This window comes from Pseudomonas sp. DTU_2021_1001937_2_SI_NGA_ILE_001 (assembly GCF_032463525.1).
Lineage (GTDB): Bacteria > Pseudomonadota > Gammaproteobacteria > Pseudomonadales > Pseudomonadaceae > Aquipseudomonas.
Map to the genome: position 1 here is coordinate 5,464,961 of NZ_CP135971.1, position 14,461 is coordinate 5,479,421.

General features: G+C 63.5%; 15 protein-coding genes. All 15 read left to right on the plus strand.

Annotated features, from left to right (window positions below; all coding sequences use genetic code 11):
* Positions 1-17 precede the first annotated feature (17 nt).
* Complete coding sequence (gene fabG / locus RRX38_RS24095; protein WP_295474420.1) at positions 18-758, plus strand: 3-oxoacyl-ACP reductase FabG; 741 nt, start codon at positions 18-20, stop codon at positions 756-758.
* 199 nt (positions 759-957) lie between these two features.
* The gene (gene acpP, locus RRX38_RS24100; protein WP_295474417.1) at positions 958-1,194 is read left to right on the plus strand and encodes an acyl carrier protein; all 237 of its coding nucleotides are present in this window, start codon (positions 958-960) and stop codon (positions 1,192-1,194) included.
* Positions 1,195-1,305: 111 nt separating this feature from the next.
* On the plus strand, positions 1,306-2,550 hold the full coding sequence (gene fabF / locus RRX38_RS24105; protein WP_295474414.1) for a beta-ketoacyl-ACP synthase II: 1,245 nt from the start codon (positions 1,306-1,308) through the stop codon (positions 2,548-2,550).
* The gene (pabC, locus tag RRX38_RS24110) at positions 2,550-3,365 is read left to right on the plus strand and encodes an aminodeoxychorismate lyase (RefSeq protein ID WP_295474411.1); all 816 of its coding nucleotides are present in this window, start codon (positions 2,550-2,552) and stop codon (positions 3,363-3,365) included. Before fabF ends, pabC begins: the two co-directional genes overlap by 1 nt.
* A gap of 3 nt (positions 3,366-3,368) precedes the next feature.
* Positions 3,369-4,487: an endolytic transglycosylase MltG gene (gene mltG / locus RRX38_RS24115; RefSeq protein WP_315960958.1), complete on the plus strand. Its 1,119-nt coding sequence runs from the start codon at positions 3,369-3,371 to the stop codon at positions 4,485-4,487.
* Between the two features lie 16 nt (positions 4,488-4,503).
* Positions 4,504-5,136: a dTMP kinase gene (gene tmk, locus RRX38_RS24120; protein ID WP_295474405.1), complete on the plus strand. Its 633-nt coding sequence runs from the start codon at positions 4,504-4,506 to the stop codon at positions 5,134-5,136.
* The gene (locus RRX38_RS24125; RefSeq protein ID WP_315960959.1) at positions 5,129-6,115 is read left to right on the plus strand and encodes a DNA polymerase III subunit delta'; all 987 of its coding nucleotides are present in this window, start codon (positions 5,129-5,131) and stop codon (positions 6,113-6,115) included. Before tmk ends, RRX38_RS24125 begins: the two co-directional genes overlap by 8 nt.
* A 33-nt stretch (positions 6,116-6,148) precedes the next feature.
* Complete coding sequence (locus tag RRX38_RS24130) at positions 6,149-6,505, plus strand: PilZ domain-containing protein (RefSeq protein ID WP_295474400.1); 357 nt, start codon at positions 6,149-6,151, stop codon at positions 6,503-6,505.
* A gap of 14 nt (positions 6,506-6,519) precedes the next feature.
* Positions 6,520-7,314 carry a TatD family hydrolase gene (locus tag RRX38_RS24135; RefSeq protein ID WP_315960960.1) on the plus strand — a complete coding sequence of 265 codons (795 nt, stop codon included), beginning with the start codon at positions 6,520-6,522 and terminating at the stop codon, positions 7,312-7,314.
* A gap of 289 nt (positions 7,315-7,603) precedes the next feature.
* Positions 7,604-8,257: a LysE family translocator gene (locus RRX38_RS24140; protein WP_295474394.1), complete on the plus strand. Its 654-nt coding sequence runs from the start codon at positions 7,604-7,606 to the stop codon at positions 8,255-8,257.
* 164 nt (positions 8,258-8,421) lie between these two features.
* Positions 8,422-9,084 (plus strand): TetR/AcrR family transcriptional regulator, encoded by a 663-nt coding sequence (locus RRX38_RS24145; RefSeq protein ID WP_315960961.1) that lies wholly within the window; start codon positions 8,422-8,424, stop codon positions 9,082-9,084.
* A gap of 109 nt (positions 9,085-9,193) precedes the next feature.
* Positions 9,194-9,796: a DUF4823 domain-containing protein gene (locus tag RRX38_RS24150; RefSeq protein WP_315960962.1), complete on the plus strand. Its 603-nt coding sequence runs from the start codon at positions 9,194-9,196 to the stop codon at positions 9,794-9,796.
* A gap of 9 nt (positions 9,797-9,805) precedes the next feature.
* The gene (locus tag RRX38_RS24155) at positions 9,806-10,366 is read left to right on the plus strand and encodes a DUF1285 domain-containing protein (RefSeq protein WP_315960963.1); all 561 of its coding nucleotides are present in this window, start codon (positions 9,806-9,808) and stop codon (positions 10,364-10,366) included.
* 86 nt (positions 10,367-10,452) lie between these two features.
* Positions 10,453-11,463: an aspartate-semialdehyde dehydrogenase gene (locus RRX38_RS24160; protein WP_295474382.1), complete on the plus strand. Its 1,011-nt coding sequence runs from the start codon at positions 10,453-10,455 to the stop codon at positions 11,461-11,463.
* Positions 11,464-11,551: 88 nt separating this feature from the next.
* Entirely contained in the window at positions 11,552-14,443 is a 2,892-nt protein-coding gene (locus RRX38_RS24165) for a FimV/HubP family polar landmark protein (RefSeq protein ID WP_315960964.1), read from the plus strand.
* Positions 14,444-14,461: the final 18 nt, after the last annotated feature.

A 14,461-nucleotide genomic window follows, 5' to 3' on the forward strand; every position in this document is an offset into this window, starting at 1 on the left:
ACAAAGGAGAAACCTGCATGAGTCTGCAAGGTAAAGTTGCACTGGTGACCGGTGCCAGCCGTGGTATCGGCCAGGCCATCGCCCTGGAGCTGGGCCGCAACGGTGCCGTAGTCGTTGGCACCGCCACGTCTGAGGCCGGTGCAGAGCGCATCACCGCGACCCTCAAGGAAAACGGCGTCGAGGGCTTTGGCCTGGCGCTGGACGTTTGCAAGGCCGAGTCCGTGGACGCCGTGCTGGCGACCATCGCCGAGCGCGTCGGCGCCCCGTTGATCCTGGTCAACAATGCCGGCATCACCCGGGATAACCTGATGATGCGCATGAAAGACGACGAGTGGAACGACGTCATCGACACCAACCTCAACAGCCTGTACCGCCTGTCCAAGGGTGTACTGCGCGGCATGACCAAGGCGCGTTGGGGGCGGATCATCAATATCGGTTCGGTTGTCGGTGCCATGGGCAACGTCGGTCAAGTAAACTACGCTTCCGCGAAGGCAGGGCTGGAAGGTTTCAGTCGTGCCCTGGCGCGTGAGCTGGGTTCGCGTGCAGTGACCGTGAATGCGGTGGCGCCAGGCTTCATCGACACCGATATGACTCGCGAGCTGCCTGAAACCCAGCGCGAAGCCCTGCTGACCCAGATTCCCCTGGGGCGTCTGGGCCAGGCACAGGAAATCGCCAATGTGGTGGCTTTCCTGGCGTCCGAAGGTGCAGGTTACGTGACCGGGGCCACCATTCCGGTCAACGGCGGTATGTACATGTAAAACGGCTTTTTGTCGGTTCGTTTCAGAAAAATGTCATACGGGCTGACTAAAATCCGTTATAAAGCTGCAATCTTTTCATAGGCCTGTGGTCGCTGGGGAGCCGGAGGGGAGCTTTGAGCTTGAAAAGCGCAAAACCTCTTCTATACACTTACCCACCGGCCAGATGCCTGAACATTTCCACTAGGAGTTAAAACTAGGTATGAGCACCATCGAAGAACGCGTCAAGAAAATCGTTGCCGAGCAACTTGGCGTCAAAGAAGAAGAAGTAAAACCTGAATCTTCTTTTGTTGAAGACCTGGGCGCTGACTCCCTGGACACCGTTGAGCTGGTGATGGCTCTGGAAGAGGAATTCGAGACCGAAATCCCTGACGAAGAAGCCGAGAAGATCACCACCGTTCAGGCTGCCATCGACTACGTGAACAGCCACCAGGCCTGATTTTTCGTAATCGCTGATTGCTGTCATGGGAAAACCGCACTGCTTACCGGCGTGCGGTTTTTTCTTTAAAAAGATGAAGATGTTTCGCCAACGAGAGAGAAGGAGAGTCCTGTGTCGCGTAGACGCGTCGTGGTCACCGGGATGGGAATGATATCGCCACTGGGCAATGATGTGCCCAGCAGTTGGCAAGGCATTCTGGCAGGGCAGAGTGGCATCGGTCTGATCGAGCACACCGACCTGTCGGCTTTCACCACTCGTTTCGGTGGTTCCATCAAAGGGTTCGATGTCAGCCCGTACCTGGCGCCCAAGGAGGCGCGGCGGCTCGACCTGTTCATTCAATACGGCCTGGCGGCCAGTTTCCAGGCGGTGCGCAATGCCGGACTGGAAGTCACCGACGCCAATCGTGAGCGTGTAGGTGTCGCCATGGGGTCGGGCATTGGTGGCCTGACCAACATCGAGGCCAGCAGCCGTCTGCTGCACGAGCAGGGGCCGGGGCGGATTTCGCCGTTCTTCGTGCCAGGCTCGATCATCAACATGATTTCCGGTTTCCTGTCCATCCACCTGGGTGCACAGGGGCCTAACTACGCCATTTCCACCGCCTGCACCACCGGTACCCACTGCATCGGCATGGCCGCGCGCAACATCGCCTATGGCGAGGCCGACGTGATGATCGCCGGTGGCGCCGAGATGGCCGCCTGCGGGCTGGGCATGGGCGGTTTCGGCGCAGCGCGCGCCTTGTCGACCCGCAATGATGAGCCGGCTCGCGCCAGCCGTCCGTGGGACAAGGACCGTGATGGCTTCGTGCTGTCCGACGGCTCCGGCGCCATGGTCCTGGAAGAACTCGAACACGCCAAGGCGCGTGGTGCGACCATCCTCGCCGAACTGGTGGGCTTCGGTATGAGCGGCGACGCCTTCCACATGACTTCGCCGCCGGACAACGGTGCCGGCGCTGCGCGCTGCATCGTCAATGCGCTGCGTGACGCACGCATCGACCCACAGCAGGTGCAGTACATCAACGCCCATGGCACATCGACCCCGGCCGGTGACCTGGCCGAAGCCCAGGCGATCAAGAGCGTGTTCGGCGATCATGCGCTGAAGCTGGCGGTCAGCTCCACCAAGTCGATGACCGGTCACCTGCTGGGTGCCGCCGGTGCGGTCGAGGCGATCTTCAGCGTGCTGGCCCTGCTCGACCAGGTGGCACCGCCGACCATCAACCTCGACGAACCTGGCGAAGGCTGCGACCTGGACTTCGTGCCGCACGAAGCCCGGCAGATGCCGATCGATGTCGTGCTGTCCAACTCCTTCGGGTTTGGCGGCACCAACGGCTCCCTGGTGTTCCGTCGGTTCAGCGAGTGATGCCCGCGTGGGTCGACGGCCTGGCTGCTGACAGCCTAGCCCTGGGTAACCGGGGCCTGGCCTATGGCGACGGGGTATTCGAAACCCTCGCCGTAAAGGCCGGCGTGCCGTTGCTGTTCGAGCGGCACCTGCAGCGCTTGCAATCCTCCTGCGAGCGCCTGGCCATCGATCTGGACCTGGCGCTGATTCGCGACGAGATGACCCGTTTTGCTGCACAGGCAGGCGACGGCGTCATGAAGCTGATCATCACCCGCGGCGACAGCCAGCGCGGCTATGCACCGCTGGCCGGCGCCATGCCCCGGCGCATTCTCCAGATGTCGCCAGCGGCGTCCTATCCGCCCGGCCACGCCCGGGAGGGTATTCAGCTTTTCGAATGCCAGACCCGCCTGGCCGAGCAACCGCTGCTGGCGGGTATCAAGCACCTCAACCGCCTGGAGCAGGTCATGGCTCGTGCCGAATGGCAGGACCCCGGGTTTGCCGAAGGGCTGATGCGCGACATGTCGGGCCGGCCCATCGAAGGGGTGTACAGCAACCTGTTTCTGGTGCGAGATGGCAAACTGCTCAGCGCCGACCTGGCGCGCTGTGGCGTGGCCGGGGTGATGCGTGCCGAACTGCTCGATCAGGCACGAACCCTGGGGATCGTGGTCGAAATCCGCGACCTGTCGATGTCTGACCTGCAGCAGGCGGACGAACTCTTCGTATGCAACAGCGTATATGGTGTCTGGCCCGTTCGCGGCTATGCCGGCCTGAACTGGCCGGTAGGGCCGCTCACCCGTACACTGCAGGCTGTTGCGCACTCACTACTGGGTGGCTGATTCGTGATTCGAAAATTATTGGTATTGCTGCAAGTCGCAGTGGTCGTGACCGTCCTGGGCGCAGGTCTTGCGCTGTGGAAGCAGAATCAGGCCCTGCACCAGCCGCTCAAGGTGACCGAAGAGCGCCTGCTCGACGTACCCACCGGCTCGACGCCGTCGGGCGTGCTCAACCGCCTGGAAGCCGACGGGGTGATCCAGGACGCCTTCCTGCTGCGCCTTTACTGGCGCTTCAACCTGGCTGGCCAGCCGCTGCACAGCGGCGAGTACCGCATGACGCCGGGCATGACCATGCAGGACCTGTTCGGGGGCTGGAAGCGCAAGGAAGTGGTGCAGTACAGCCTGACCCTGGTCGAAGGCTGGAATTTCCGTCAGGTGCGCGCCGCACTGGAACGCCAGCCCAAGCTGGAGCAGACTCTGGCAGGCCTCAGCGACAGCGAGCTGATGGCGCGCCTGGGCTACCCCGACGTCTTTCCCGAGGGGCGTTTTTTCCCCGACACTTATCGCTACGTGCGCGGCATGACCGATGCCGAGCTGCTCAAGCAGGCCTACAAGCGTCTGGATGACGTGCTCGAAGACGAATGGCGTGATCGTGCGCCAGACCTGCCTTACAAGGACCCTTATCAGGCGCTGATCATGGCCTCGCTGGTGGAAAAGGAAACCGGTGTGCCGCAAGAGCGCGGGCAGATCGCCGGGGTGTTCGTGCGGCGCCTGCAGCGCGGCATGCTGCTGCAGACCGACCCCACGGTGATCTACGGCATGGGTGAGCGCTACAACGGCAAGATCACCCGTGCCCACCTCAAGGAAGCCACGCCTTACAACACCTACGTGATTGCCGGCCTGCCGCCGACCCCGATCGCCATGGCCGGTCGCGAGGCGATTCATGCCGCATTGCATCCGGTAGAGGGCAACAGCCTGTATTTCGTCGCCAAGGGCGACGGCAGCCATGTGTTTTCCGTCGATCTGGATGAACACAATGCTGCGGTGCGCGAATACCAGCTCAAACGTCGCGCCGACTATCGTTCCAGCCCGGCGCCACAGGCGCCGCCAGCTGCATCGTCTTCCACCCTGTCCGAGCCCGCCGAGGCGCCCGCTGCGCCTGGCGAAGAGCCGGCCGAGCAATGAATTTCAAGGAATGCCCGTGACTGGCCTGTTTATTACCCTGGAAGGCCCGGAAGGCGCCGGCAAGAGTACCAACCGCGACTACCTGGCCGCGCAGCTGCGCGAGCAGGGCGTTGATGTGCTGCTGACCCGCGAGCCCGGTGGTACGCCGCTGGCCGAGCGGATCCGCGAGATCCTCCTGGCGCCCAGTGAAGAAAGCATGAGTGCCGACGCTGAGCTGCTGCTGGTCTTCGCGGCCCGTGCCCAGCACCTGGCCGAGGTCATCCGCCCGGCCCTGGCGCGTGGTGCGGTGGTGCTGTGCGACCGCTTTACCGATGCCACTTATGCCTATCAGGGCGGTGGCCGTGGCCTTTCTCCCGAGCGCATCGCCATTCTCGAAGACTTCGTGCAGGGCGCGCTGCGTCCTGACCTGACCCTGGTGTTCGACCTGCCGGTCGAGGTCGGCCTGTCGCGCGCTGCAGCTCGCGGTCGATTGGACCGTTTCGAGCAGGAGGGGCGCGGTTTCTTCGAGGCGGTACGCAACACCTACCTGGCGCGCGCGCACGCTGAGCCGGCGCGCTACCGCCTGGTCGATGCTGCTCAGTCGCTGGAACAGGTGCAGACGGCCCTGCGCGCCTTGCTGCCCGAGATGCTGGAGCGCGTTCGTGGCTGAAGCCTATCCGTGGCAGGCAGCGCTCTGGCAGCAGTTGGCCGGACGTGCCCGGCATGCGCATGCCTACCTGTTGCATGGGCCGGCGGGTATCGGCAAGCGTGCCCTGGCCGAGCGCCTCATGGCTCACCTGTTATGCCAGCAGCCGGGGGCAGTGGGCGCCTGCGGGCAGTGCAAGGCCTGCCAGTTGCTGGCCGCTGGCAGCCACCCGGACAACTTCATCCTCGAACCCGAGGAAGACGACAAGCCGATCAAGGTCGACCAGGTCCGCGACCTGGTCAATTTCGTGGTGCAGACCGCGCAGATGGGCGGGCGCAAGGTGGTGTTGATCGAGCCGGTGGAGGCCATGAACATCAATGCTGCCAACGCCCTGCTGAAGAGCCTCGAAGAGCCCTCGGGCAACACCGTGCTGCTGTTGGTCAGTCACCAGCCCAGCCGTCTGTTGCCGACCATCAAGAGCCGTTGCGTGCAGCAGGCCTGCCCCCTGCCCGGCGAAGCCATGAGCCTGGAGTGGTTGCAGGCCGCGCTGCCCGATTGCGACGAAGCGGCCCGCCGTGACCTGCTGGTGCTGGCGGCGGGCTCGCCGCTGCTGGCGGTCAAGCTGCACGGGCAGGGCGTCAGTGAGCAGCGGGCAATGGTGGTCGAGGGTGTGAAGAAGCTGCTCAAGCAGCAGCAATCGCCCACCCAGCTCGCCGAGGGCTGGAAGGACATTCCGTTGTTGCTGTTGTTCGACTGGTTTTGTGACTGGGCTCACCTGATTCTGCGTTATCAGCTCACCGAGGACGAAAGTGGCCTGGGCCTGGCCGACATGCACAAGGTGGTGCAGTACCTGGCGCAGAAGTCATCGCGCGACAAGGTGCTGGCCATTCAGGACTGGGTGCTGGCCCAGCGTCAGAAGGTCATGGCCAAGGCCAACCTCAACCGTGTGCTGTTGCTCGAAGCCTTGCTGGTGCAGTGGGCAGCGCTGCCCGGACAGGCGTAGACTCAGCCGTGAACTTCATTCCGAGGAGCTGCAATGAGCCTGCCGATCAACCCCGGCCCGCGTAACGGCATTCTGTCTCTGACCATCAAGGACAAGTCGGTGCTCTATGCCGCCTATATGCCGTTCATCAAGCATGGCGGCCTGTTCATCCCCACCGGCAAGAGCTACAAGCTGGGCGATGAAGTGTTCATGCTGCTTAACCTGATGGATGAGCCGGAGAAGGTGCCGGTGGCCGGGCGAGTTATCTGGATCACCCCCAAGGGCGCCCAGGGCAACCGTACCGCAGGCGTCGGCGTGCAGTTCAATGACGGTGACAATACCGCCCGCAACCTGATCGAAACCCACCTGGCTGGCGCCCTGAAGGCCGACCGTCCCACCCATACGATGTGATTGTGCGTTTTCCCATGCTTGTAGATTCCCATTGCCACCTTGATCGTCTCGACCTGGCCCAGCACCAGGGTTCTCTGGATGCTGCACTGCAGGCCGCGCGCGAGCGCGGTGTCGGCCATTTCCTGTGCATCGGCGTAAGTGCCGACAACGCCGCAGCCGTAAAAAGCCTGGCCGAGCGCTACGATGATGTCGATTGCTCGGTGGGTATCCACCCGCTGGACCTCAAGCCGGGCGAAGAGCCAGCCCTGGACTGGCTGCTGCGCGAGCTGGATCACCCTCGCGTGGTGGCGATTGGCGAGACCGGTCTGGATTATCACTACGAGCCCGAGGCCGCCGAGTTGCAGCAGGCGTCGTTCCGTCTGCACCTGCAGGCCGCTGGCGTGACGGGCAAGCCGGTCATCGTGCACACCCGTGCCGCGCGGGCCGACACCCTGGCGCTGCTGCGCGAGGCGGCCTTGCCGCAGGCGGGTGTGCTGCACTGTTTCACCGAAGACTGGGAGATGGCCAAGGCCGCCCTGGACCTGGGTTTCTATATTTCCCTGTCGGGCATCGTGACTTTCCGCAACGCCGATGCGCTGCGCGACGTTGCGCGCCAGGTGCCGGCCGACCGCCTGTTGGTAGAGACCGACTCGCCGTATCTGGCGCCGATACCTTACCGTGGCAAGCCCAACCTGCCGCAGTACGTGCGGGAGGTCGCCGAGTTCCTGGCCATGCTGCGCGGCGAATCGTACGAACGCTTCGCCGAGCAGACCACGGCCAATTTCGCCCGGCTGTTCCCGCTGGCCCACGTAGGCCTGCCCCAGGCCTGAATCGCGGGCAAAAAGAAACCCGGGTTCTGGGGGGTGAATCCGGGCCAAGACCATTAGGAGTAAAAACAAAGGCGCGCCATCCATGACTGCCCTTATTGGCGCAGCACTTGGGGGGAGTGCGTGCCAACACTTCAAGTATTGCCGAGGATGGTCAGTCGTCCAGTCGCTGTTGGTTATTTTTTAAACAGTTTTGGAATACTAAAACGAACAGTCAGTGCTCGATGAAAGCATGCCCGTCTGGGCGGCTACGAGCGCTTCGCGATCCTGCAGGTCGTCAAGAGGGTGTGGCATGGAGTTTTCCAACGGTTTTCTATTGAGCCTTTCGTTATGCCTGGACATCGGTCTGGCCAACATCGCGATGATGACCCTGGCCATGCAGCGCGGTTTTTCCAAGGGCTTGTGGCTGGGTGTCGGCACCTGCTTCGGCGACCTGGCCTATGCGCTGTTGGCCATGACCGGCATGGCGGTGCTGCTGCAGTACGAGACGGTGCGCTATGTACTGTGGCTGGGGGGTACTGCGGTGCTCACCTGGTTCTGCATCAAGATGATTCTCAGTGCCCTGTCGGCCACGCCGGCCTTGCAGGTTCAGGAGCAACGAAGCGCCGACAGCAATCGCAGCCTGTTCCTGCGCGGGGTATTCCTGGCGATGTCGTCGCCGACCGCGATTCTGTGGTTCGCGGCAGTCGGTGGCGCGATCATCGCTCGACAGGGCGCCGACCTGGCTGGCGCCTCGGCCTTCCTGAGCGGCTTTTTCGTTGCCGGGCTGGTCTGGTCCGTCGGCCTGTGCGCCGTGGCCCACCAGGGTGGTCGCCTGCTGGGTGAGCGGATGCTGAAGTGGTCCTATGTCGCTTCGGCTGCGATCTTTGCCTACTTCGCCCTCTACGTGGTGGTTAGCGGCTACCAGGAGTTCATCCTGGCGCCGACGCCGTCTTTCGAGCACTGATCGCGTGTGGGTTGCCTGCGCCGGCGGCGGGCGCTAGCCTTGCCGGGCGTGGGCGAAGCCAGGGCTGGCGTCGCCAAATGACTGGAAAAGGATGTTTCGTGCATTTTTGTATCAGTTAGGCATAATGTGTCGCTTCGATCCAGGCCCTTGCAGATCCTCTCACCATGCAAAAAGAACCTCGAAAGGTCCGTGAATTTCGCCGTCGTGAACAGGAAATTCTCGATACTGCGCTGAAACTGTTCCTGGAACAGGGTGAAGACAGCGTCACTGTCGAGATGATCGCGGATGCCGTTGGCATCGGCAAAGGGACCATCTACAAACACTTCAAGTCCAAGGCCGAGATCTATCTGCGGCTGATGCTCGATTACGAGCGCGACCTGAACGAGCTGCTGCACTCGGCCGATGTCGACAAGGACAAGGAGGCCCTGTCGCGCGCCTACTTCGAATTTCGCATGCGCGACCCACAGCGCTACCGGCTGTTCGACCGCCTGGAAGAAAAGGTGGTCAAGGGCAGCCAGGTGCCGGAGATGGTCGAGGAGCTGCACCGCATCCGCGCGTCGAATTTCGAACACCTGACCCTGCTGATCAAGGGGCGTATCAACGAAGGCAAGCTCGAAGACGTGCCGCCTTATTTCCATTACTGCGCGGCCTGGGCCTTGGTGCATGGCGCGGTGGCGCTGTATCACTCGCCGTTCTGGAGCAACGTGCTGGAAGACCAGGAAGGCTTCTTTCACTTCCTGATGGACATCGGTGTGCGCATGGGCAACAAGCGCAAGCGCGACAGCGACGTTTCCGGCGAATCCAGGCGCGACCCGGTTGCCGAGTAAGGCTTTCGCCGTCGTCTGAAGCCATCCTTGTGAAAAATGGCGCGGAAGCTGCATCCGACGGCCATTCGCCGGTTTTTCGTCACCGGCTCACGGGAGGAAGAGGGTAATGATGCGTAGCCTGGTTATGCTACTGGCGTTCGTCGCGCTGAGTGGCTGCATGAAAGTCAGCGACATGGGGGAGGGCGTGCGCGAGCAGTTCAGCGACGCGGGTCTGCTGGACCACAGTGAAACCCGACGCACCGCCAACTTCCGCCTGCAGCCCGACTCGTTCATCTATATCGCCCAAGGTGCGTTCGTGCCGCCCGGCAAGGCCTACCCGCGTCCGAACGTGGTGGCTGAAGAGGCGTTCAACAACTTCGTCGAGTTCTTTCCGCTGGTCCGCCGCGCCCGTGCTCCGGCGGGCCTCGACGAAGCGCTCACCGAGGCGCGCAGCGCCGGCGCCCATTACCTGCTGTACACCCGTTTCGCCCGCGCCGACGACCGGATCGGCACCTGGGACCAGTGGGCTGACGAAGAGGCGCTGGACCGCTTCGGCATCGACAGCGGTGTCATTCAGATGATGCTGATCGAGACCAGTACCCGCTACCTGATCGACAGTGCGCGGATTCGCAGTCGTGGCGGTTTGCTGACGCTGTACGACACCCGTCCCGAAGATTTGCTTGGCCCGCCCATGGAGCAATATGCTCGCAGCCTGATGGGTTTTTCACGCTAAGGGTCGAGGATGAGTGACGCCGACAAGACTTCCGAGCTGCTGGCACAGCTTCCCAAGGGCCGGGGGCCGGCGCCGGTGCACCTGTGGAACCCGGCATTCTGCGGTGATATCGACATGCGCATCGCCCGCGACGGGACCTGGTACTACCTGGGCACCCCGATCGGGCGCAAGGCCATGGTGAAACTGTTTTCCAATATCCTGCGCCGCGATGGGGATGACTGGTTCCTGGTCACGCCGGTCGAGAAGGTCGGCATCCGCGTCGACGACGCGCCGTTCGTGGCAATCTCCATGCAGGTGCAGGGCGCGGGCGAAAGCCAGGTGCTGCGCCTGACTACCCAGGTCGACGACGAATTCGACCTGGGGCCCGAGCACCCGCTACGCGTACACAGCGACCCGCATACTGGCGAGCCTTCTCCCTACGTGCGGGTGCGCAGCAATCTGGATGCGCTGATTCATCGCAATGTGTTCTATCAGCTGGTCGATCTGGCCGTGCCGCGCGAACTCGATGGGCAGCGCTGGCTGGGTGTGTGGAGCGCTGGCGAATTCTTCCCCATCGGCCTGGAGCCTTGAGCCAGACGCATCGCGCTGTCGATTGCCTGGCGTTCATGGCGCGGGTAAAGTGCCGCTCCCCCCGTTTTCCCGCCTGAGGTCTACCCATGAGCCAGCCCTTTGCTATTGCCGTGATCGGAGCCACTGGCACGGTCGGCGAAACCCTTGTCCAGATTCTCGAAGAGCGCGATTTTCCCCTCACTGAATTGCACCTGCTGGCCAGTGCCGAGTCTGCTGGCAGTTCGGTAGCGTTCAAGGGCCGGAACCTGCGTGTACGAGAGGTCGATGCGTTCGATTTTTCCAAAGTGGGCCTGGCGTTCTTCGCTGCTGGCCCGGCGGTGAGTCGCAGCTTCGCATTGCGCGCCGTCAAGGCGGGTTGCTCGGTGATCGACCTGACCGGCACCTTCGACCAGCAAGAGGCGCCGCTGGTGGTGCCGGAAATCGACGCGCAAGGGCTGGCTGGCGCAAACGGTCCGCTGCTGTTGTCCACCCCCGGGCCGAGTGCCACGGCGGTAGCGCTGGCGCTGGCGCCGCTGCGCGAGCTGCTGACCCTGCAACGGGTCGATGTCACCGGCTGCATGGCGGTGTCCACCCTGGGCCGCGAGGGTGTCAGCGAACTGGCGCGGCAGACCGCCGAACTGCTCAACATGCGCCCGCTCGAGCCGCGTTTCTATGATCGTCAGGTGGCCTTCAACCTGCTGGCTCAGGTCGGCACACCGGACCAGGAGGGACATGCTGCCGTGGAGCGGCGTCTGGTGCGCGAGTTGCGCGAATTGCTCGGGCTGCCTTTACTCAAGGTCTCGGCCAGTTGCATCCAGGTGCCGGTGTTCTTCGGCGACAGTTTCACTGTTTCGCTGCAGAGTGCTGAAGCCATTGATCTGCAGCAGGTTCGCGATTGCCTGGAAGCCGCGACCGGCCTGGAGCTGGTGGAAGAGGGCGACTACCCGACTCCGGTCGGTGACGCGGTGGGTCAGGACGTGGTTTACGTGGGGCGTGTGCGCGGCGGTATCGACGATCCTCACCAGCTCAGCCTCTGGCTGACGGCGGACAACGTGCGCAAAGGTGCCGCGCTGAATGCAGTGCAGGTGGCGGAATTGTTGATAAAAGGCCATGTGTAAAAGATACTTGGCAGCGATTTGTCAAAATGATTCTAGCGGCAACACGCCTTACTCCGGGTTCGGAGAGTCTTCAAACAAGGGATGGGCTATGGTTCAGGTTCGTAAACTGGTAGTAGCGATGGCTGCGGCTTCGGCGTTGTCATCGGGAATGGCCCATGCGCTGGGGCTCGGCGAGTTGTCGGTCAAGTCGACCCTGAACCAGCCTCTGCTGGCCGAAATCGAACTGACCGATGCGCGTGGCATCAATGCCTCGCAGATCGTGCCCAGCCTGGGTACGACCGCCGATTCCGCACAGGCCGGCGTGACTCGCCAGGCCCTGCTCAGCGATCTGACCTTCACCCCCGTGGTCAACCCGGATGGCAAGAGCGTGCTGCGCGTCACTTCCAGCAAGCCGGTGCAGGACCCTTACGTGAAGTTCCTGGTCCAGGTCCTGTCGCCCAACGGACGTGCCCAGCGCGAATACAGCGTGTTGCTCGACCCGCCGCGTCACTCCCCGGAAGCCGCCGCAGCGGCCGCGCCCGCCCAGGCGCCCGCTGCCGCACCGGCACAGCTGCCTTCGGTGGCGCCGCCCACCACCGTGCAGGCACCTGGAAGCAACCCGCCGGCCGCCGCGCCCGCCCAGCCTGCGCTGCCACCGCCGGCGGCAGACAAGCCTGCCCAATACGTCACCGTCAATAACGACACCCTTTGGGAAATCGCCGAAAAGGTCCGCAACGGCGGTTCCGTGCAGCAAACCATGCTGGCGATCCAGGCCTTGAATCCCGGCGCCTTCGTGGGCGGCAATATCAACCGTCTGAAGAAAGGCGAGGTACTGCGCCTGCCGACCCCGCAACAGGCCACGGCTCTGCCGCAGAGCCAGGCCATTGCCGAAGTCGCCCGCCAATATCAGTCCTGGCGTGAAGGGCGGCGTGGTGCCGCCGGTGTGCGTCAGGTCGATGCCACGCGTCGTGCCCAGGCCGGTGCCGCGCCGGCACAAGTGACTACCGGCGATAACCTCAGCCTGGTGTCGGCTGGCAAGTCGACCGGCCGCCCCGGCGCTGCCAGCGACAACGACCTGGCCAACAAGCTGGCGGTCACCCAGGAAGCGCTGGATACCTCACGGCGTGACAATGCCGAACTCAAGAGCCGCCTGAACGACCTGCAGAGCCAGCTGGACAAGCTGCAGCGCCTGATGGAGCTGAAAAACGACCAGTTGGCGAAGATGCAGGCCGCCGGCGCTGTGGGTGCCGCAGGTGCTGCCGGCGCCGCGCCTGCCGCCCCGGCAGGCACTGCCCCGCTTCCGGCCACCGCCGTGGATGCCAGTGGTGCACCGATCAAGCCGGCTGGCGAAGTCGCCCCCGAAGATGCCCTGCAGGCTGGTGCCGCCCAGCCCGCCACGCCGCCGGCCGAACAGCCGTTGGCCGTCGAGCCGGTGCCGGCGCCGGAGCAGAGCGACCCGTTCAAGGCCATTCTTTCCAACCCGGTAATGCTGGGTCTGATCGGTGGCTCCACCTTGCTGGTGCTGGCGCTGCTTCTGCTGTTCCTGGCGCGTCGGCGTGCCGCCAAGGCTGAGGAAGAAAAACACAAGCGCATGGCCCGGGCTCTGGCCGAAGAGTCGCAGTTCGTTTCCGACATGGACCTCAATGCACCGGCCGACAGCTTCGGCGGTCTGGACAGCGGCTCGCCTAGCTACACCATGGCACCTGCAGCCGTCGCCGCTGCGGCGGCCAACGCCTCTCGCGAGCGACCGACCGATCCGTTGGTACAAGCCGAGATCCACATCGCCTACGGCCGCATGAACCAGGCTGTCGAACTGCTCGAAGAGTCGGTCAAGGAAGATCCGGCGCGTGACGATATCCGCCTGAAGTTGATGGAAATCTACGCCGAGCAGGGCAATAACAAGGCATTCGCGGCCCACGAGCGCAAGTTGGTGGCTGCGGGAAAGCATCAAGCTGAGGTCGAGCAGCTAAAAGACAAATACCCGACCATGATCGGCCCTGCCAGGGTGGTGGAACCTGTCGTCGCTCCGGCGCCTGCGCCTGAGCCCGTCAAGGCCGCTGCTGTCGCAGCAGCACCGGTCGTTGAAACGCCTGAGAACAAGTCGGAATCCGTAGCACCCGTGGCAGCCGCCGCGGCGGCAGTGGCAGCCACCTCGGCCGCGGCCATGGCCGCCGAACTGGATGAAAAGTACCTTGAGCAGTTGCTCGCCGACGACGAGCCGGCGACAGACGAGCCTGAAGCTGCATCGGTCGAGGCTGAGCAGCCGCTTGCTGCCGAAGCGCCGGAAGATGACTTCGACCTGAGCCTGGACGACTTCGAAGCGCCGGCCAGCGATGAGGTGGTCACCCTCGATAACCTCGACGACCTGCTGCTCGATACCGAGTCCGAGCGCTCCGAGCCGGGGCTGTCGGAGCCTTCGCTGTCGGAGCCTGCGCTGGCCGAGCCGGTCGACCTGGATGAAGTGCTGTCTGAGCCTGTGTCCGTTGCGGTCGACGAGCCGCAGAGCCTCGAAGACTTCGATCTGGGCCTGGCCGAGGATGATCCGCAACTGAATTCCGAGGACGATCTGCTCCTGAGTCTGGGTGAAGACCCGCTGGACCTGGGCGCCTCCGAGCCGCCGGTGGCGGAGCACGACCTGGAGCTGCCGGAAGATTTCGACCTGTCGCTGGCCGACGAGATCGAGACCGACTCGGCCACCCAGGCCTTCGCTTCCGAGATCGACGATGTCAACGCCGAACTCGATCGTCTGTCCCAGGAACTGGAAAGCCCGCCGCTCGAGGAGCCAAGCTTCACTGCCGAGGATGCGGCGACGCTGGATGATGACCTGGAATTCGACTACCTGTCCGGTACCGATGAAGCCGCGACCAAGTTGGACCTGGCGCGGGCCTACATCGACATGGGCGATGCCGACGGCGCGCGTGACATCCTCGGTGAGGTGGTTAGCGAAGGCGACGACGCCCAGAAGAGCGAAGCTCGCGAAATGCTCGCGCGCCTGGCCTGATTCCTGTCCTGCCTGGCG